An 18,739-nucleotide genomic window follows, 5' to 3' on the forward strand; every position below is an offset into this window, starting at 1 on the left:
TCCTACCTGGAAAAGATCCCCGTCTCGGGAATGGTGCTGCTACCCGAAGATGTTCAGGCGAGTGCTTCCGCATCAATCCTGGTTTACTGCAGTAGTTTTCATGGTCTTGGTGGTCCCGCACCCTCGCAACTGTTGGCCGCCGGGACCGAACCGGAATCCAGCCGGATCGATGCTGCACTTGGACGCGGATTCATCGTGGCAGTGCCTGATGGCGAAGGCATGGGCATCGTCGGTGCTGGACCGTACACGTTCCTCGCCGCGAACGCGGCCGCCCACACCGGGCTCGATATCGCCCGCGCCACCGCGCATTTGGCGGCCGCCCACGCAAGTGCGTCACCGGTGGTGATGTGGGGATATGCCGACGGTGGACGCGCGGTGATCGCCGCGGCCGAACAACATCGGGAGTACGCGCCCGAGGTCGGCTTGCGCGCGGTCGCAGCCGGCGCAGTACTCGCCGATCCAGGACAGCTCGCTGCGAGGTTGTCCGAGAACGAGTGGGCTTTCCTGGTGCTGGCCGGTTTCGTCGGGCTGTCTCGCGCTCATCAGCATCTACCGCTGCGACACGTGCTCACCGACGAAGGACGCCGGATGACCACTGCCGCAGCGAAACTCAGCGCAGAAGCCCTTGCAGACCGCTATCAGCAGCCAGTTGGGAGCTGGTCCGAACGCCCGGACCCGTGGAACGACCCGATGTGGCGATACGTGCTGGCCAAGGAAAAGATCGGTCTAGCGGTACCGCACGTGCCGGTGCACCTATATCACGGCACCCACGACGCCCTGGTCCCCGACGAGCAGGGACACGCGGTGTACAGGCACTACCTGGCTGCGGGCGCGAGCGTGGCCTGGAACGAATACGCCACAGACCACACCGGCGCCGCCCTCGACGGGACCGCCGCAGCACTCGACCGCCTCACAGAGAACCTGGTTCCCGCCAAGCACTCAACCCACCGACGCCCCCTGGGCGTATGGAAATTGCTCCGGAGCCTGAGAGCTGAATGAATCTCGTTCTGCCACAGCAGATTCGACTCTATCCATCCGCCGAAGGAGGTGAAACAACATGCCACGCAAGGCAAACACCCATCAATCGAAGGACGGCGTCGAACACCGACCTGGGCGTCGCTCGACCGTGATCTGCGCGTTGTTGACCACGATGCTCCTGGCCGGGCTGTCCGGAACGGCTGTAGCGCAACCGGCGTCGCCAACTGTCCCGTTGGGCGAGACTTGCCCGGCTCTGTATGTGCTGGGGGTTCAAGGCGCAGATCAAACCTCGCCCGATGCTGCGGCGACCACCGATACCGGAGCCCTCGGACAGTTCTTCACCCCACTGGAATCCGCAGCCGGCCACGACATCCAACACGCATATGTTCCCTACGGATACTCCGCCGACGGCACGACACAGCAACCTTTCGACCAAGCAGTCACCACCGCCGCGGCCCAGCTGGGAACCCAAGCCCGGGAAGTCCTGAACCGCTGCCCGCACACCAGGATCGGGGTTGTCGGCGACCGCCAAGGTGCCGCCGCCGTAGCGGCGTTCGCCCAACGGATCGGAGTTGGGAGCGGCGCGATCCCGGCTGACGCTGTCGCCGCGGTCGCCTTGTTCGCCAATCCCGGGCGCCCGGCCGGGACACCGATCTTCCCCGGCCGCCCAGGGCAAGCTACCCCCGATCCGGCTCCAGGGACCAGCGGTTCCCGCACGCACACGGTCACGCTGACCAGCCAGCAGATCAACGGTGCCGGAATAGCCCAGTCATCTCGGTCGGCACCGGCCTACGGTGCGCTGACGGGCCGGGTGGCGGACTTGTGTGTCCCGGGTGATCTGGCCTGTGACACTCCCGCGCAATCGCCGATCGCGCAGACGATCCAGAACATCACGACACAATCGAACCTGCACGATCCCCTCAGCGCCGTCACCACTGTCGCTCAAGCGCTGGCGGGAACGGTCTGGAAAACGGCGATTGGAGTCGCGGGACAGGACATCCAGGGCGACAGCCTCGATCAGCTGTCGTATCAGCCCACCAAATCTCTCGGCCAGCGCCTCGCGGAAGCCTCGAATCCGAACACCCCACCTCCCGGCCCGGACCAAATCCTGTCGGCATTGTTCCGACTCGGAACAATTGGACTGAACACTGTGGTCACGGTCGCGCAGAAGGTCCTGACTCCCGCCACCATCGCGGAACTGGCCGCAGTCGGGATGACCAATCCCGGCGCGGCGATCGCGGACCTCGGGGTGAAAGTCGCCGGCGCGGTCGCCGAACTCGTCCCACCGACCACAGCACTGGGCTGGGTCGATCAAGCCTTCGGCGCAATCACCTCCACCGTGAGCAACAACGACCTGTACGGCGTGGCCACCCAAGCCCAATACAGCGATTCCACCAGCCACGGTGAGGCATACACCGTCGACCCCGCAACACCGCAGGGCACACCGGTCTTCGCCGCCGCCGCGGACTGGTTCGCCGCCCTGGCCCACGACATCGCCGCCACGAACGAACCTTCCTCGTCCCCGACAGCCGAACCTACCAACACCACCCCACCTGCGGCCGACACCGAAACCACCGACTCGCCACCCGCCACGTCGACCGGCCCGGTCACCACAGCGCGCCCGTCACCGGCGGCGGCGAGTCCGTAAAGACCCCTTCGGCGGAGACCTGTCTCTGCGTCAGAGAAGCCGGGTAGTCCCTCGCGGGCCTGAGCTGTCTCCCCGAAGGGCCGAGCCACCACACCAGCACCGAACAACCACCCCGGGAAGGAGGTAACCACGATGCCCCACACCACAACTGGTACAGACACCGACGACGACCACGGCTGGGGCTGGATCACCACAACCACCGCGCCACCGATCCCATTGCACCCCAGCACACCCGGCAACCCCGACACCGGTGACGGCGACGAATGGGAATGGCTCACCGACCAAACTGCGCCCGCCACTCGCCCGACCTCGCAACCACGCACACGAATACGCCTGCGCGCGACGATCGTTGCGGGCTTGACCGCGATCGTGGCGACAGGAGTCACCACAGGTGCACTCCTAGCGCGCCCCGCCGGGAACCCTGGCGCCGCGCCCGCGGCGACCACAGCGCCGCAAAGCACGAGCACACCAGCAACAAGCGCGGCGTGCTCAGGACTGACCGGTGCGACGGTGACCGATCGGGCCGGGAACGCCGACACGATCGCGGGGCTGATCGCGACGTTCGAATTCGACTATTACACAACGCGTTCGGTCGATCAGGCGATGCGCACGGTGGCACCGGACAGCGGGATCGTGCCGCAGGCCCTGGCGGCGGGGATCGCCTCGATTCCTCCGGGGACCCGTCATTGCGTGGCGATCAACCCGCTGGCCGGTGAGGCCGCCGACGTGCATGTCGTCGAGTTACACCCCGACCACACCCGCGTGGACTACCTGCAGCTGGTCAACACCCACCGAACCCCAACCGGTTTGGTCATCAGCAACATTCAGAGGCAGCAATGACGATGTCTGCCAACAGATTACGTGCCATCGACCCCACGAATGAGTCCGCCGCGCGCGGGCGATGGGATGCGAACACCATCGAGGTGCCCAGTACCGAGCGGCTCGCCCTGGTGCGGGAGCTCCCGCTGCCGATCACCGGACCGCACCCACCGTTGTTCGCGGTGATGGGAGCCCACGGCGGGGCCGGAGCCTCGACGCTGGCCCGATGGTGGGTGCACGCGGCAGACACGGGCATGGCCTGGCCGGGCTCAACCCACACCACTCAGCGGGTGGTTCTCGTCGCCCGCGACTGCATTCCCGGTTTGACCGCGGCGGCGGACCGGCTACGCGAATGGCACGCCGGACTGACACCCGATGGTGTCGCCATCGTGGCGCTGGTACTGATCGCCGCACGGCCCGGCCGCACCCCCGCACCCGTGCGGCGGTTCCGACGCACCGTCAGCGAACTGGCCGAGACGGTGTGGTCGATCGGCTGGCACGAGGACCTGCTGGTACACGAGCTCGGCGAGCTGGCCAGATACACCCCGTCCGATCCACCGCCGCCACGGCGCGCACATCTCACCCACGCGGTACCTGTCGACGTGCACCGCGCGGGCGCTGCCATCACCGACCGCATCGCCGCGACACGGAACGAAAAGGGCACACGCTCATGATTCACACACTTCTGGCCGACCTCGTCTCACTCGACACCGTGACGATCACCCCCAGCGCCCCGCCCGGCTCCCCGGGCCTGATCCACATCGTCAACTGGCTGGCCTGGCTGACGATGCTCGCAGGTATCGCCGCGCTCATCTACGCGGGCGGCAAATTCGGGTGGGAGCGATGGCACGGCGGCGCGGTCGAATCTCCCAAGATCATCCTGGGAGCCCTGGTCGGCGGAATCATCGCCACCAGCGCCGGCGGAATCATGAACGAAATCATCACCTCCTCCAAATGAGATCCGAACCCGTTGCCTCAGAACGGTTTTCATACAGGAGTCAGCACCGTTACAGGGTTACTCCGTTCGGATCCAATCCATTCGAGAGTGGAAGGCACTCGCAATGCATCCCGACCACGATGAGATGACCATCACCGCTACCGACGGTGTTCAGCTGGCAGCAACACGCTGGGGACCGCGACCGGCAGCGGCGACCATCGTCTACGTTCACGGTCTGCTCACCGATTCGGGCGTGTGGGATCGCTTGACGCGCTGTCTGCACGACCGAGTTGAGGGTGGGATCGCCCAGATCGTGTACGACCAACGCGGACAGGGCAATTCCGGACGCCCGCCCCGGCGCTCGAGCACAACGATGGACCGGCTCGCTGAGGATCTGGACACCGTGTTGGCACACGCAGTCGGCGCGGTCGTGCTGGTCGCGCACTCGACCGGATCTCTGCTCATGCAAGCGTGGGCGCAGCGCTACCCGCAGCGCGCAGCAACCCTGTCCGGGCTCGTGCTGATCAACGGCAGCGCGGAATTCCCCGACCTCCCCGGCCTGCCCGCCATCTACCGCACCTGGCCAGAAGACTTGCAGCAATGGTGGCCCGGGTCCCTCGATGCGGAAATCACCGCCGTGTCGGTCTTGCTGGCGCGCACGCTCCGACAAACGAGCGCCAGCCCACCCCACCTGTTCCGCTGTGACCACACCGTTCTGGTCGATGTCCTGGTCGCCTGCCGCCGCGCAACCTTGAGCGACGAGGACGCCGCGCAGCTGCGTAGCGTGCCCTCGTTCGTTGTCGCCGGAGAACACGACCGCATCGTGCCCCCAGGGCAATCGATCCGGCTCGCGGACCGGATCTGGTCCGAATACGAACTCGTCTCCGGCACCGGTCACTGGTTGCCGTGGACCGATCCCGACCGCACCGCGGACACCATCCTGCAGGCCCTCGAAATCGCCTACCGCACCGACCGATTCGGCACTCCCGACTTACCAGAGGCCGTCGAGGATCCGCTGTGAACAGCAGACCGTTGCCCGGGCCTGTGCTGCAGGAAGTGACCACCCTGCTGAGCTGGCTGGACTGGATCGTGCTGCTGCTGTGCGTGGCGCGACTGGTGTGGATCGGCGGCCAACTAGCGGTCCGGCTCTACCGCGAGGAAGCCATAGAAGGACTGCTGGGATCTCTGCTCGCGGTGACCATGCTCGGCGCTGCCGGAGGATTCGCCCGCGCGCTCCTACCCGTGCAGTGAAAGTGGTTGGGAGACAGACGATGTCACATCCACATCGACACATACCCCGCCGGGCCGTCGCCGGTGCGCTCTGGCTTGTCGTGCTGACCACGGCCTCGGCCTGCAGTGCCGCACACCACCAGACCCAGCCAGCCCGGCACAACCTCTCAGCAGCCGACCTCCATGAAGTGCCGACGCACCTGAGAGAGACAGTGTTTCAAGGGATTACACTCCCGGTCGCTGGTCAAGGCCCGCACCGTGACGACGGCACCGTCGCGGCCGGGTTCGAGCACTCACCGGCGGGCGCGGCCCTGGCCGCGATTCAGGCCAGCGTGCGGATGTCGGTGGCCACCGACATCCAGTTCCCGGCAGTTGGGCAACGCATGCTCGCCCCCGGACCCGGGCGCGATGCGTGGGCGGTAGCACGCGCCCAGGTCTCGATCACCGCGCCCGCCGACACCCCGCCAGAACTGCTCGGTTACTGCGTTCGCGCTTACACGCCCGCTCATGCCGAGATCGCCATCTACGCCCGGCAACCCGACAACTCCCTGACCTGTAACAGCGAGATCGTCGTCTGGCAGAACGGCGACTGGAAGCTGTTGCTGCCGGACCAACTTCGCACCCAGGCGGTCACGTCCGTACCCACCACTCCGGCCGACATGGTCGTACTGGCCTTGCACTGAGATCGGAGAAGCCCTGTGTCCACCCGCCGCCTCTGGCTGATCGCGATCATCAGCATCACCGCAATCCTCACCGCCACCGTCACACTCGTCGCGACCACGCATCACAGCGCCTCGATACCGCGGTCAGCATCCACCCGCACCCTCACGAGCACCCCCGGGCCGCCGCCGACCAGCGAGCCCAGGGAACCAACCACCGACGTGTACGGCAACCGACTAGACGTCACCGACGACGCTGGTCGGGCGATGCCGCAAAGCTCTGCGGGCCGCGCCGATCCACACAGCCTGGACTACCTGACCGCAGCCCCGGCAGGCATCGACTGGCAGCGCATCTGGGGCGCAGCCGCAGCCCCGGTCTCGGTCAGCGACGGTCCCGCGCAGATCCACGACGGGCTCGCATCGGGATTCGCCGACACACCACAAGGCGCGGCACTGGCAGCCTGCGACGCGATCGCCCGCGCCCTGGCTGCGCCGGAAGGGATCTGGCAGAGCGCCGTACGCGAACGCTACTTCGGCGGTGGGCAGCCATTGCTCGATCGGTTCGCTGCCAGCCGCACCGGCACTCCCGATGCCGCTCAGTACGTGACGGTGCCCGAAGGGATTCGGATCCTGCCTGGCTATCGGCCGGACTTCGCGGTCGTGCAGATCGCGGTCCGCACCCGAGACAGCTTCGCCTACGGCACCTGGCCGATGATCTGGAACAACGCCGACTGGCGCGTCCGCGTCCCCGACAACATCGACACTCTCTGGCAACCGGCAGTCCCCCTCGACACCCTGGTCGGCTTCGGGCAATGGAAAAGCCAATGAACCCAGCACTTTTCACCAGCACCGCGGCAATGCCAGACGCCAAAACCCAACTGCCCGACACCGTCTGTAACCTGCCCGACATCGTCGGCACGGTCTGCAAAGGTCTACGACTCGGCGGCCAAGCCGCGGACGCGGCCGTCAGCTCCGCCTTCGACAGCTTCGTGCAAAGCCTCATCAAAGGCATGGGGATACTCCTTCGCTACGACTTGACGTGGTGGACTGACCTGCCATCACCAACACTGGCTGCACCCACCGGTGAACCGGGACCTGCGCTGGCATCGATCCGCGGATACACCAGCGGACTGCAGGTATTGCTACTGACCGCTGGCATCATGTTCGCCGCCGCGCGCTTGGCGCTGGCCAAACGCGGAGGGGTCGCCGGAGAAGCACAAGAAGCATTCCTGATGTTCGCCCGCGCAGTGTTCGCCTCGATGACCTTCGCCGCAGTCGTCACCGTCGGAACACGAGCGGGCGACGCATTCTCGAACTGGGTGATCTTCGACGCTACCCGCGGCGATTCCAACAACGCCGCCGAACTACTGAACGGGATCTCGCAAACCGACGCTGGTCTCGGGACTGGCGTAGTACTGATCATCGGGCTGTTCGGGCTGATCAGCATGTTGGTCCAGTTGGTGATGCTGGTCGTGCGTCAAGCCTTCCTGATCTTGGTCGTCGCCGCCTTGCCGATCGCCGCGGCCGCAGCCGGGACCGGACCGGGCTCGCAGGCATACAAACGGATGCTTTCCTGGTCACTCGCGTTTCTGCTGTGGAAGCCGGTCGGTGCCTTGTGCTACGCCATCGCCTTCAGCGCAGCCGGCGCGAAAAGCAATACCCAACACCAAGATCCACAGATGGTGCTGCTCGGATTGATCCTGCTGCTGATGGTGGCCGTGGTGCTGCCCGCACTGATGCGGTTGATCGCACCGGTCGTGGCGACCATGGGAGGCGGCAGCGGCGCAGCAGCCACCCTGGCCGGAGGGCTGGCCGGTGTCGCGATGGGCAGCGCCGGTGGCGACCGCTCGGAAGCACGAAAAGTCACCGAAAACGACAGTGGCGCAGGCGGTGGCGGTAATCCTTCGGCTCCTTCGGGTGGCCTCCCGCCTCCTGGTGGGCCTTCGGGTGGCGGTCGCCCTATGGGTGGCGGCACTGCTGGAGGAGGGACTGACGGTGCGGGCACGAGCGGGGGAACAGGCGCTGCTGCGCCGACCGAGAGCAATGCCGCCGCGCCGAGCGCGAGCGGTGCGGGGGCCGCTGGTGGTGGAGCCGCCGGCGGGGCGGCCGGGGTCGCGGTGACCGCCGCTCGGTCGGCGCATGACGGTGTGCAGCAGGCAGGTTCGTCTGCCGCGCCAGCAGCTCGTGATACCGCGGAGTCGGGTGTGGATCCCGATGCGCTGGGTCCGATGGAGGTGCGGCGATGAGCACGCGTATGTACGGGCGGTGGGAGCGTCCGCGCTCTGCAGGGTTCTTCGGCCTGACGTGGGGTGTGTCGATGCTCGGGCTCGCCTTGATCGTGCTCATCATGCTCGCGTTCATGATCACCCGATCGTTGCAGACCACGATCATCGTGATCGGTTGTGCGGCAGTGTTATTCACTCCGATGGCGATCACGGTCGGCGGGCGCACCGGCTGGGAGATCGCAGTCCTGCGGATCCAGTTCGCGCTGGCGCGCGCTCGCGGCGAAGATCTGTATCGCGCCGGGCGGTTCTCCACCATCCCGGGGACAGCGAGATTGCCTGGGCTGCTGGCCGGTTCGCGCTTGTTCGAGTACGAGACCCCCGGCGGTAAACGGTTCGCGCTGATCCACATCCGGCGCACGGACCATTTCACCGTGGTGCTGCGGGTGCTGCCCCGCGGCAAGGAACTGGTGGACCAAACCCAGATCGACAGCTGGGTCAGCGAATACGGGCAGTTCCTCGCCAATCAGTCCCGCGGCGGGGAAGTGGTGGCGGTGACCACGGTCTTGGACCATGTGGTGGAAACCCATCTGACCCAACGGCGTGAGGTCGCGCGCCTGATCCGCCCCGACGCGCCGGAGTTCGCGCGCACGGTGATGCAGCAGGCGGCGGCGGATATCGGCGGCGTCGGGGTCCGAGTGGAAGCACGGATATCGATCACCTTCCGGGCGTTCGGGCAGGGCCGGGCGCGCCGAGATACCGCTGAGCAGGCTCGTGAGATCGGACAACGCCTGCAAGGGGTGCTCTCGCAACTGTCGCGGGCGGGATTGCCGGCGAACCCGCTCGAGGCGTGGGAAGTGATCGGGATGGTCCGCAGTCGCTACGACCTGGCCTCTCAGCGCGATATCGAAGCCGCTGGCCGGGATCTGGTGCGAACGCAGTCCTGGAGCAGCGCTGGCCCGGTGGCGCATGAGGACCGCTGGGACCACTACCTGCACGACGGAGCCCGGTCGGTGACCTGGGAAATGGACCTCGCGCCCCGGGGCGCGGTATACGAGACCGGTCTGGAAGAACTTCTGCGCCCGCGCGCGGACGTGCCGCGCAAACGGATCGCGATCGTGTACCGATTGCATTCCGCGGCCGAGGCCAGCGATCTCGTCGACCGCGACTTCCGCGACGCGCTCGCGGCGGAACAGACCGAACGCGGCATCGCCTCGGCCGCGGCATCGATGCGCGTGGACAACACCCGGGCAGCCAGGCACGAACAAGTCCGCGGCGCCGGATTGGCCAGGTTCGGGGTGCACATCACCGCTACCGCACCGCTGGATGCGGACATGCTCGGCATCGAGGCCTCGGTGAAAGACATGGCCGCTGCCTCGCGCCTGGGGATCCGGCGCTGCTATGCCGCGCAGGCAGCCACTTTCGCCGCGAGCCTGGGGATCGGGCTGATCCTGCCTGAACACTTATCGATCTCCCGGCGGGTGAGCGCATGAGTGCAGTGACTCGACGCACCGAACGTCAGCCGAAATACACCCAGCTCAATGGAATTCGCGTGCTGACCATCAAGGTGCGGTCTGCCATCGAACAGCAGGCCCGGCAGGGTGGCCTTCGCGGTGCTCGCGCGCGCCTGACGTTGTCTCGGGACGACCATCGCCGTGCCACTGCACTGCATCGGATCGAGGATACCGGCAGCGACGAATTCATCCGGCCACTTGCGCGGCTCACCGACCGCGGCTACGCCGGACGCGGCGGCGGTCGCGCGGCGGTCGTCCCCGCGACACCTGAATGGCGCTCCACAACAGTACAAGTCGCCGGACTGTGGCCGTTCGCCGTCGGCGCGACCGCCCCGACTGTCGGTACCCCGATCGGCACCCACTACATCACCGGCGCCCCAGTGCACTTCGACCAGATGAGCTGGTTCGTCCGCGGCTTCATCACCGCCCCCATCACATTCGTGCTGGCGCTCAACGGATTCGGCAAAAGTTCGCTGATCCGCCGACTGGTAACCGGCGCTGTCGCGTCCGGGTCGGTTGCGCTGTGCATGGGCGACACCAAACCCGACTATCGCGACCTGGTCCGGCTGCTCGGCGGGCAGGTCATCGATCTGGGATACGGGTACAGCACGATCAACCCGCTCGCGGTCGGCGCGCTCGGCACTGTCATCGACCGGCTGCCCGACCGTGATCAACGTCGGCAGGTCGCCGCGCGGGTGGAGGCCGGACAGGTCAATATCGTCGCCGGGCTGATCGAGTTGGTGCGTGGCAGCCGCGTCGCGGACTACGAAGAAACCCTCCTGATGGCGGGACTTCGCGAACTCTACAGCCCTGTAGGAGGATTCACTCCCAGTGCGCCGCCATTGTTGTCGGACCTGCTGGAGGTGATCTCGCAGGGCGCGGACCGGCTACGGCAGTTCGCGGAGGAAGACGATACGGCTTCCTATCGGGCCAGTACGAAGATGCTGCGTCGCTCGCTGCGTGCGCTGGTGGAAGGCCCGTGGGGCGCGATCTTCGATCGCCACACCAGCACACCGTTGGATCTGTCCAGCCCTGCGGTCTGCATCGATGTCTCCCGCATTCCCGAGGGGGACACCAAACTCCTGGCCGCGGCACTGATGGTGTGCTGGTCCGAAGGATTCGGCGCCGTCGCGGCCGCGCACGCGCTGGCCGATGCTGGGCTCGCGCCACCGCGCACCTTCGAGGTCGTCATGGACGAGATCTGGCGAGTTCTGGGCGCGGGGGAGTTCATGGTCGAGCGCACCGACGCGCTCTCGCGATTGAACCGGCCACTGGGGACCGGGCTGATCATGTGCAGCCACACCATCAAGGACCTGTCCGGGTTCGATTCCCCAGCCGCGGCGGCCAAAGCGCTGGGCCTGTTCGAACGAGCCCGCGCGAAGATCATCGGCCCCGTCGGTCCCGAGGAGATCGAACGGATCCGCGGCGCGGTATCGATCACCGACACCGAAAAACTCCTCGTCACCTCCTGGGCCGCCCCCCGACCGCCGACCGACGACCGCGACGACGGGGTCGCTGTGCGTGAAACACCGCCGGGCACAGGCTGTTTCCTGATCAAAACCGGCGAGGCGAACCAGCCAGGAATCCCGGTCCGGATGAGCTTCACCCCGGCCGAGCGTGATGCGGACATCCACAACACCAACCGCCGCTTCGACCACTTGACACCCAAGTCGTGAAGGAGACGCGAATGACCCGAACAGAACAATCAAATATACTGTGCCGCAACTATTTTAGGAGCTTCGCATGCCGAATGGTGGTGCGATCGCTAAGGATTACCAGCTTGCCCATCGAAGATGGCGGGCCGCGATGAGTGATGAAGCGGACTTCGTGGTGATCACCCCGGATGGCACCGTGCTCTATGACATGCGTGATCAGTATGCGGGGTTGCGCGCCGCGATTGCCCAGCATGTTCCAGATCTGAGCACGCAGGGGATGGGGCGCGTGCGGGCCTGGTTCGCCGACAACTTCAACGACCCGGCCCTGGCCGCGAACCCGCTGGCCGATCAGGTACTCGCCGGACTGGGCTATCACCATCCCACCGGCTGGTACGGGCCGGTCGCGCTGACGATGGAGGAAAACACCTCCGGACATGTCCCGCCACTGACGCTGGAGGTAAGACAGAGGCTGGACGATCTGCTCGCAGGGACGGAGGTGACCAGCACCGACGCGGCCGACCCTCACGCACCGAATACCACAGCCGAGATGATCGACGCCGCACTTCCCGACGGCTCGGACACAGCAGCTGACATCGACACCGCCACAACACAATCCGCACCACCACCGGCCCAGAACCCAGATTCAGGGGTCGACCTGTGAGCCCGCCGACGAACGTCCCGGTGTCCGGCCAGAACATATCCTCGGCCTGCTGTGCGGCGGGCACGAGGCGTTGGGGAGGGCGGGCAGGTGAGTAGTGGGCGCGCCGAAACTCCTTGCCGGACTCTGCTTGTCGGTCCCGGTGCTGTTGCTGATCGTGATGGTGGTGCTGATCGGCGCGGACCCGGGCCAAGCATGCGCGGCAGCGGTGAGCGGTGGCATGCAGGAGCCCACGGGCCAATCGGTGGCGGGGCTGAACGATCGCCAGTTACAGCTAGCGCGCAACGGAGTGGTGATCGGCAGACAACGCCGCGAGCCCGAACCGGTGATCATCGCCGAACTCGCCGCCCAAGCGACCGAGAGCACGTTGCGGAACCTGGCCAATCCCGCTGTTCCAGAATCGTTGCGGTACGCGAACGACGGGCTGGGGTACGACCACGACTCGGTGGGCCCGCACCAGATGCGCGCGAGCGTGTGGGGTGGCGCGGGAATGGTGTCGCTGATGAACCCGGTCTACCAGATCAACTGGTTCTATCAGCAGGCCGATCGCTACGCGGGGCAGAGCTTGTCATCGCCCGAGCTGGCGCAGGCGGTCGAACGCTCGGCCCCCGATGTCTACGCCACACAGATGGAACTGGCGCGCCGACTGTATGCGATGTTCGCGAGCATCGACCCCCCATCGGTGACCGGCACGACCGGCGAGCAGCAGCCGTCCGGTTGCGGGAGCGAGGGATCCGGGGCGCTGTTGAGCGGGGACGACGGGGCGTTCGGGGCCGCGGTGGTCGCTGCGGCCCAGCGGTGGATCGGTACCCCGTACGTGTGGGCTGGGGGAGACGTTACCGGGCCGACCGGTGGCGGGTTCGACTGTTCCGGGCTCACCTTGTACGCGGTCTACCAGGCATCCGGGGGCCGGATCCGGCTGCCGCACTACACCCAATACCAGCAAGACTCACGCCAGGCACGGCCGGTTTCGTTCGCCGACCGGCAACCGGGGGACCTGATCTTCTTCACCAAACCGGGCGAGAGCGCTTCCCATCATGTCGCGATCTACCTGGGCCACAACGCATCCGGGCAGGACATGGTTGTGCACGCCCCGGACTTCCCCGAAACGGTGCGCATCGCCCCGCTCGCCGCGGTGCAAGGAACCGACCGACTGGATGTGCGCCGCTACAACACCTCACCGCCCGCACCCGCACCCGGCCGCAGTGCACCGGGACCAGCGGGTCGGGACTAAGGAAATCGACTATGACACAAACCTATTCGTCGATCGAACGTTCACTTACGTGCCACCGAGCCGGCACATGCGATGAGGAGCTGCGGGCGCGGCATTCGTGCACCACGCACCCGGCAACGCTCACGAACCCCGGCGGGGCTTGCAGCCTCGCGGCGCCATCGTGGGAACCATTGCGTCACTTGATGTTAGCGGGTGGAGGCTGTGTTTAGAGCCAATGGTGTCGGGGGGATGTTGGCGGGTGCGCGGGCGCGGGTGGCTGCCGAGGCGGCGCGGGGGCCGCGCCTGGCGATGTGCGCTGCGGCACGGCGGGACCGGTTCGCGGTGTGTGCCATGGATGGGACACCGGTGTGGCTCGCACCGTTCCACGCCGACCTGATCGTCGAGTCGGAGGCGATCGCGACCGAACTCGCTGGAATGCACGCGCTGTGGCTGGCCGAACGGGTGCGCGAACGCTGCACAGCGAGCGCGGCCATGGTGCGGCTCGTTCTCACACCCCGGCACCCGATGACCGCGGTCGTGCTCGACACCGCCGCGATCGCGACCGGACTTGTGCTGGAGTTGGTGGTGGACGCGCCTGCCAACCCGGCCGTGGAATTGTGCGCCACCGGGGCGCTGATCGATTGGCGCCATGCCGATCTGGGCACGCTGATCCACGATCCCCGGAACGCATCATGACCGGCACATCCAGGACTACGTTCCTGATCGCCGGAATATGTGCGCTGGGCGCGGTCACGAGCGCGTGTGCCGGCGGCCACCCGCCTGCGCGCAGCGCGGGCCAGCGTTGCACCGCGGTGTTGCCCGTGCCGTTCGACCACGTGGATGCCTGCTCGGCGCAGAGCGTGATGACCGCGGCCGTCGCGACTGTTTTCAGTTACCGTCCTGCCGAACACATCACCGCGCAGGCCGCATTCGACAACGCCGCGTCGCTGATGAGCCCGGACTACGCTGCGCGGGCCGAACCGGCTGCGGCAGTGCTGGCTCCCATCACCCCGCTGATGTGGCAGCAGTGGGCCAGCGCCGGGGTGATCGTGACAGCCGATGTGCAGGTCACCGGGGACGACCATCCTCCGGACACCGCCACGAGCGTCGCGCGTGTGCTGGCGGTGACGCAGCGTCCCAGCGACAACAGCCCGCCGATCGAGCTCATCGTCTACGCGCGCACCCAGCGCGCGGACCCGGTGTCGGGTTGGCGGATCACCCAATTGGAGGTGAAAACGTGAGTGGCAGTGGGGATCCCGTCGAGGAAGGCGGGCAAGCAGTACGGACCGGGTTCGTCCAGGCGATGCAGACCGCGGCGATGACGATGAATCTGCTGCAACGCCGCGGCGCGGAATCGCGATCGGTCACCGAATTCAACACCCGCCAAGGCATCGCCGGTCTGCAATGGCAGGGATACGTGGATCGAGCCCAGCAGGGCGTAGAGCTGCACGATCTGGAGAAACAGGTCAAACAGGCGCGGCTGGATAACGATGCCGCCGAAGCTGGGCGCCGGGAGACCGCGCACGAGAGCACCGAGAAACGCCGTGATCAGTTGCACGGCTTCCACGTGCAGGGGCAGCGGGCTGAGCGCAACCGCAAGGACACGATCCACACCAAACAAGTCGACGGTTACAACACTCGCGCCACCTACGCCCGGCACCTGCATTCGCTGGATGTGCAGTACAAGAAGCTGCTCATCGAAGGCCGCGAGCGCGCGCTCGGATTCGCGGAAACCCTTGCCGCCGAAGATGATCGGGCCACCTACACCTCGGGTGTGTCCACCGCGGCGTGGGCCGCGGCGCACAGTGCCGGCGACTTGTCCCAGGACTATGCCGAGCAGGCCGAGGCGTGGGACGACCGGTACACCGAGGACACCGGGCGCTCGTTCGCGAGCATCTTCCATGGTGCGGACGACGACTTCGACGACACCGCGCAGCAGGGCGGAGGGCAGTGGCCCTCGGAGGCTTTCGCGCCTGTTGCTGGCCTGGCCGAGGAACTGGCGTACGGCATCTACGGCGAGCAGCAGTATCAAGCCGCCGGGCTCGGCGATGACGCGGCCCCGGACACCGGCACATGGATCGGTGAAGTCGTCGACGCGACCTGGCCAGCCGGCGAACCACCACTCGCGCCCGAAGCCACCCCGGAATCACCGGCGCCCGCACCGGAACCGGCGCGACTGGATGTGGCCGAACCCGGAATGGAGCCATAGCCGTGATCGCTTGCAACACAACCCTTTTACCGCTGATTCGTGGATGCACTGGCTGGTGATGAGGGATGGAGGCCGAGATGAACAAACCCAGCACGCTGCAGAAACGAGTCCTGCGGGCGATTACCGAGGAAGCGATGGCAGCGCGAAAACTTCTGGCCCACACCGAATCGGACACCGGCCGCCGCATGGACGGGGCGCGTAGCCCGGCCCATCACCGGCAGGTGTTGAAGATCCGCGAACTCGAGGCCGCGGCGGTGGCCGGTGGTGTTCCGCGGGAGTGGATCGATCAGACCCGCTACCGCGGGGAGTTGGGCATGACGTGGCGGGCGGACCTGCATTGGCGCGAACACGCACCGATCGACCGGCCCCAGCTGCTCACGAACCTCGGCAACGAGGTGCGGCAGGTGCGTGAAATCGCCGCGGTCGCTGCCGCGTACGGGCAGCGCGGCGCGCTCGCCGAGGCCGGCACGTCTCAGCTGTTCGCCCGGAACTTCGACACCCAGGTGCGGCGGGTGGCCGCGATCGCGCACATACTGAACCTGTCGGCGGACGAGACAGAGCATCTGTGGGGGCGTGAAAGCCATTGGGCCGCTGAGGCAAACAGGGTGCGAGAGATGTCCGCGGCGGCGCTGAAGGACCGCTGGCGCACCGTCGCCCGCGCGGACACCCGGTCTGCCGCAGTGCTGGTATCAGCGTTGACCGACGCCGGGATCGGAGCCGAAATGGCTGGCAACCCCGCACCATCCGCGGCGCACATGGTGCAACGGATCTGGCAGCAGCTTCGCGAACCCACCAGCCCCGCAGTCGTCACCGGCAGCTCGCCTGGTGATCTACGGGCCGAGTTCAGCGCAGTGGAGGGTAATCAGATCGCCGAGTCCGTCGATGCCGCGGGGCTGGGTGGGAACTTGCGGCCCGTGTTCCGCAGTCCAGCCGATCCGGATCCCTCACCGCCGACAGGGGTCGGTTTGGGCGGGCTCGAACCGTGAGCGGGCCTACGTGGCACGCGGCCGAAGGTAGCACCGGGACGTCGGGGCCCGAGGCAGAGCAGAGGTCCACTTCTCGTGCGGTGCAGCTGCTGCAGCGGATCCATGCTTTGGCCGCCGCCGGTACCGCGATCACCCACGACCTCGCCGACAGCGCGTGGCCGTCGGTGACAGTCGCGCTGTGGCAGACGGATATCCAGCGCCTGAACCAGCGGTGCGAGGAAGCCGAACACCAAGCCCATGAGGTCGGTGTTCCGCGCGAGTTGACCACGATGGCGTGGCTTGCCGGGCATTGCGATACCGAATGGACACCTGCGGAGCCCGAGGATCCGACCTTGGGGCTTCGGTCGGTCGTGGCCGGAGAACTCCTGGCCGATGCTGGGCAATTGCACAACATGGCGGCGGTGCTGGTCAGCCACGAGTTCCAGCCAGGTGCCCACCGCGATTCTGTGAAAGCCGAGCAACTCGTGCTCAACATGGCTGCCTTGTTCAAACAGACCTCGATGCGTGCGGATCTGATCGACGTCAGTGACTCGGACTGGGAATCGTTGTGGGACTTGCCAAGGACCGCACAGCAGCACTATCTGACACCGTTTCTGGGACCGGAGGCACGAGAACACCTGGACTGGGCCTGGAGCGAATACACCGACGCCGACCTCGAAACCACGGTGCTGCGCAGTATCGAACAACTCGAGAGCCGTACTGAACTGCACGACCACGCCATGGCCCATCCCAGGACCGCCCGCAGCGGGAAACAGGTCGCGGAGGTGGCGGTGCGCCTGTACGACAACGCTTTGCGCCAGTTGAACGAGGAGATAGCGGCCGATATCGGTGCCGGGCTGGCCGTGGACGCCGTCCTACCGGACGGAACCGACCGGGGATGGGAGCCCGGGGGCACCCCTTCGGGGATCGCCGATCCCGTAGTGGACTCGGTCCCGGAGGTCGAACCGTGAGCACGTCGGACGACGATCTCGTAAACACCTTCCCGGTCCGCGGGGGCTCGGTAATCACAGGTCCGCAGGGACTGGTGATTCGTGCCGGGCAGGTCCCGCAGAAGCAGGCGATGATGTTGCGCCAGATCCAGGAACTCGCCACGTGGGCCACTGAATTAGGCGGTCAACGCATCGACGACCGGCCTGATGAAGAGAACCTAACTCGAACCCCCACTGGCACAGCGGAACTCGACAGGCTCCAAGCATCGATACAGACCCAGGCGCACGCAGCGGGCATACCAGGCAGCTGGATCGAGCGGGTCACGCGGCTGGGACAACAGGGTATCGGGTGGCACGAGGACCACCTGCTGCCGAACCCGATCGCGCTGACCCAGCGCCGATCGATTTACCGGATCGCGCACGACACACAGCATCTGACCGACATGGCAGGGATTGCTGTCGTGCGCGAGCACCTGGCCGGGCGTCTGAATGCGCTCCCAGTCCGGGATCCGATCATCGCGGTCCAGTACAGCCGCACCATGCACGCGCTGCGGATGCGAGCCACCCACACCGGACGCATGATCACGATCAGTGCCCGAGCTCGGGAGCGAGCCTGGGGCATCGACCAGCAGGCGATCACTGGCCGCGTGCGCGGGCTGTTGCAGCTGAGTCCCGCCGAGGTCGACATGCTCTGGCAGCATTATGCGGCCCCCGGGCTGGCGGGCCGGTTGCGCAACTCGCTGCGCGATCTACGCCACGCGGCACCGCAGGCCGGCGCAGATCCCGAGGCGAGTGCTCCGGCGCCGGAGCAGTTCCTCGCGGCCGCCCGAGAAACCCTCGATGTCATGCTCACCGAGCAGCGGAGCCCGCTCATCGGGGTGGCCATCACCGACGTGCTACCCGAGACCGACGTGACTCGCGTGTGGGAACCCGGCACCAACACCACACAGGCCACGGACACCGGATCCGACATCGCCTCGAGCGTTCACCGGAATCTCGAGGGCGGACCCGATCCCTGAGACCGCAGTGTGAACACCACTGGGACACAGACCATTTCGACCAAGGAGAGAGGGATGATGCAC

At 66.6% G+C, this 18,739-nt stretch carries 20 protein-coding genes; all 20 read left to right on the forward strand.

The features are described from left to right. Positions 1 to 30 precede the first annotated feature (30 nt). The 20 genes from K7711_RS19120 (at position 31) to K7711_RS19215 (ending at position 18,676) form a co-directional block, all read left to right on the forward strand. Positions 31 to 999, forward strand: coding sequence for a lipase family protein (locus K7711_RS19120; protein ID WP_235747481.1), 969 nt, complete (start codon positions 31 to 33; stop codon positions 997 to 999). Between the two features lie 58 nt (positions 1,000 to 1,057). Continuing rightward, positions 1,058 to 2,626, forward strand: a complete 1,569-nt coding sequence (locus tag K7711_RS19125; protein ID WP_222970751.1) for a cutinase family protein — start codon at positions 1,058 to 1,060, stop codon at positions 2,624 to 2,626. A gap of 132 nt (positions 2,627 to 2,758) precedes the next feature. After that, positions 2,759 to 3,466: a DUF8176 domain-containing protein gene (locus K7711_RS19130; protein WP_222970752.1), complete on the forward strand. Its 708-nt coding sequence runs from the start codon at positions 2,759 to 2,761 to the stop codon at positions 3,464 to 3,466. After that, entirely contained in the window at positions 3,463 to 4,119 is a 657-nt protein-coding gene (locus K7711_RS19135; RefSeq protein ID WP_222970753.1) for a hypothetical protein, read from the forward strand. Before K7711_RS19130 ends, K7711_RS19135 begins: the two co-directional genes overlap by 4 nt. After that, positions 4,116 to 4,403 carry a hypothetical protein gene (locus K7711_RS19140; protein ID WP_040831636.1) on the forward strand — a complete coding sequence of 96 codons (288 nt, stop codon included), beginning with the start codon at positions 4,116 to 4,118 and terminating at the stop codon, positions 4,401 to 4,403. The genes K7711_RS19135 and K7711_RS19140 overlap by 4 nt, the downstream gene beginning before the upstream one ends. Before the next feature lie 124 nt (positions 4,404 to 4,527). Next, positions 4,528 to 5,403, forward strand: a complete 876-nt coding sequence (locus K7711_RS19145; protein WP_222970754.1) for an alpha/beta fold hydrolase — start codon at positions 4,528 to 4,530, stop codon at positions 5,401 to 5,403. Then, positions 5,400 to 5,633, forward strand: coding sequence for a hypothetical protein (locus tag K7711_RS19150; RefSeq protein WP_222970755.1), 234 nt, complete (start codon positions 5,400 to 5,402; stop codon positions 5,631 to 5,633). The genes K7711_RS19145 and K7711_RS19150 overlap by 4 nt, the downstream gene beginning before the upstream one ends. A 20-nt stretch (positions 5,634 to 5,653) precedes the next feature. Further along, entirely contained in the window at positions 5,654 to 6,295 is a 642-nt protein-coding gene (locus K7711_RS19155; protein WP_504740508.1) for a DUF8175 domain-containg protein, read from the forward strand. A 15-nt stretch (positions 6,296 to 6,310) separates the two neighbouring features. Continuing rightward, positions 6,311 to 7,099 carry a DUF8175 domain-containg protein gene (locus K7711_RS19160; protein ID WP_222970757.1) on the forward strand — a complete coding sequence of 263 codons (789 nt, stop codon included), beginning with the start codon at positions 6,311 to 6,313 and terminating at the stop codon, positions 7,097 to 7,099. After that, complete coding sequence (locus tag K7711_RS19165) at positions 7,096 to 8,517, forward strand: TrbL/VirB6 family protein (protein WP_222970758.1); 1,422 nt, start codon at positions 7,096 to 7,098, stop codon at positions 8,515 to 8,517. The genes K7711_RS19160 and K7711_RS19165 overlap by 4 nt, the downstream gene beginning before the upstream one ends. Further along, positions 8,514 to 9,986 (forward strand): SCO6880 family protein, encoded by a 1,473-nt coding sequence (locus K7711_RS19170; protein WP_222970759.1) that lies wholly within the window; start codon positions 8,514 to 8,516, stop codon positions 9,984 to 9,986. Before K7711_RS19165 ends, K7711_RS19170 begins: the two co-directional genes overlap by 4 nt. Beyond that, a complete protein-coding gene (locus K7711_RS19175; RefSeq protein ID WP_222970760.1) occupies positions 9,983 to 11,683 on the forward strand; it encodes a putative type IV secretion/conjugal transfer ATPase in 1,701 nt (566 codons plus the stop codon). The genes K7711_RS19170 and K7711_RS19175 overlap by 4 nt, the downstream gene beginning before the upstream one ends. Before the next feature lie 67 nt (positions 11,684 to 11,750). Next, positions 11,751 to 12,323 carry a hypothetical protein gene (locus tag K7711_RS19180; RefSeq protein WP_222970761.1) on the forward strand — a complete coding sequence of 191 codons (573 nt, stop codon included), beginning with the start codon at positions 11,751 to 11,753 and terminating at the stop codon, positions 12,321 to 12,323. 94 nt (positions 12,324 to 12,417) lie between these two features. After that, positions 12,418 to 13,554: a C40 family peptidase gene (locus tag K7711_RS19185; protein ID WP_308014824.1), complete on the forward strand. Its 1,137-nt coding sequence runs from the start codon at positions 12,418 to 12,420 to the stop codon at positions 13,552 to 13,554. Positions 13,555 to 13,884: 330 nt separating this feature from the next. Beyond that, complete coding sequence (locus tag K7711_RS19190; RefSeq protein ID WP_222970762.1) at positions 13,885 to 14,229, forward strand: hypothetical protein; 345 nt, start codon at positions 13,885 to 13,887, stop codon at positions 14,227 to 14,229. Beyond that, on the forward strand, positions 14,226 to 14,774 hold the full coding sequence (locus K7711_RS19195; protein ID WP_222970763.1) for a hypothetical protein: 549 nt from the start codon (positions 14,226 to 14,228) through the stop codon (positions 14,772 to 14,774). Before K7711_RS19190 ends, K7711_RS19195 begins: the two co-directional genes overlap by 4 nt. After that, positions 14,771 to 15,742 carry a hypothetical protein gene (locus K7711_RS19200; RefSeq protein WP_222970764.1) on the forward strand — a complete coding sequence of 324 codons (972 nt, stop codon included), beginning with the start codon at positions 14,771 to 14,773 and terminating at the stop codon, positions 15,740 to 15,742. Before K7711_RS19195 ends, K7711_RS19200 begins: the two co-directional genes overlap by 4 nt. A gap of 77 nt (positions 15,743 to 15,819) precedes the next feature. Beyond that, a complete protein-coding gene (locus tag K7711_RS19205) occupies positions 15,820 to 16,728 on the forward strand; it encodes a hypothetical protein (RefSeq protein ID WP_222970765.1) in 909 nt (302 codons plus the stop codon). A gap of 80 nt (positions 16,729 to 16,808) precedes the next feature. Next, on the forward strand, positions 16,809 to 17,678 hold the full coding sequence (locus tag K7711_RS19210) for a hypothetical protein (protein WP_222970766.1): 870 nt from the start codon (positions 16,809 to 16,811) through the stop codon (positions 17,676 to 17,678). Continuing rightward, complete coding sequence (locus K7711_RS19215) at positions 17,675 to 18,676, forward strand: hypothetical protein (protein WP_222970767.1); 1,002 nt, start codon at positions 17,675 to 17,677, stop codon at positions 18,674 to 18,676. The genes K7711_RS19210 and K7711_RS19215 overlap by 4 nt, the downstream gene beginning before the upstream one ends. The last annotated feature ends 63 nt before the right edge of the window (positions 18,677 to 18,739 follow it).

Origin of the sequence: Nocardia coffeae (genome assembly GCF_019890715.1) — a bacterium.
Taxonomy (GTDB): Bacteria; Actinomycetota; Actinomycetes; order Mycobacteriales; family Mycobacteriaceae; genus Nocardia; species Nocardia jiangxiensis.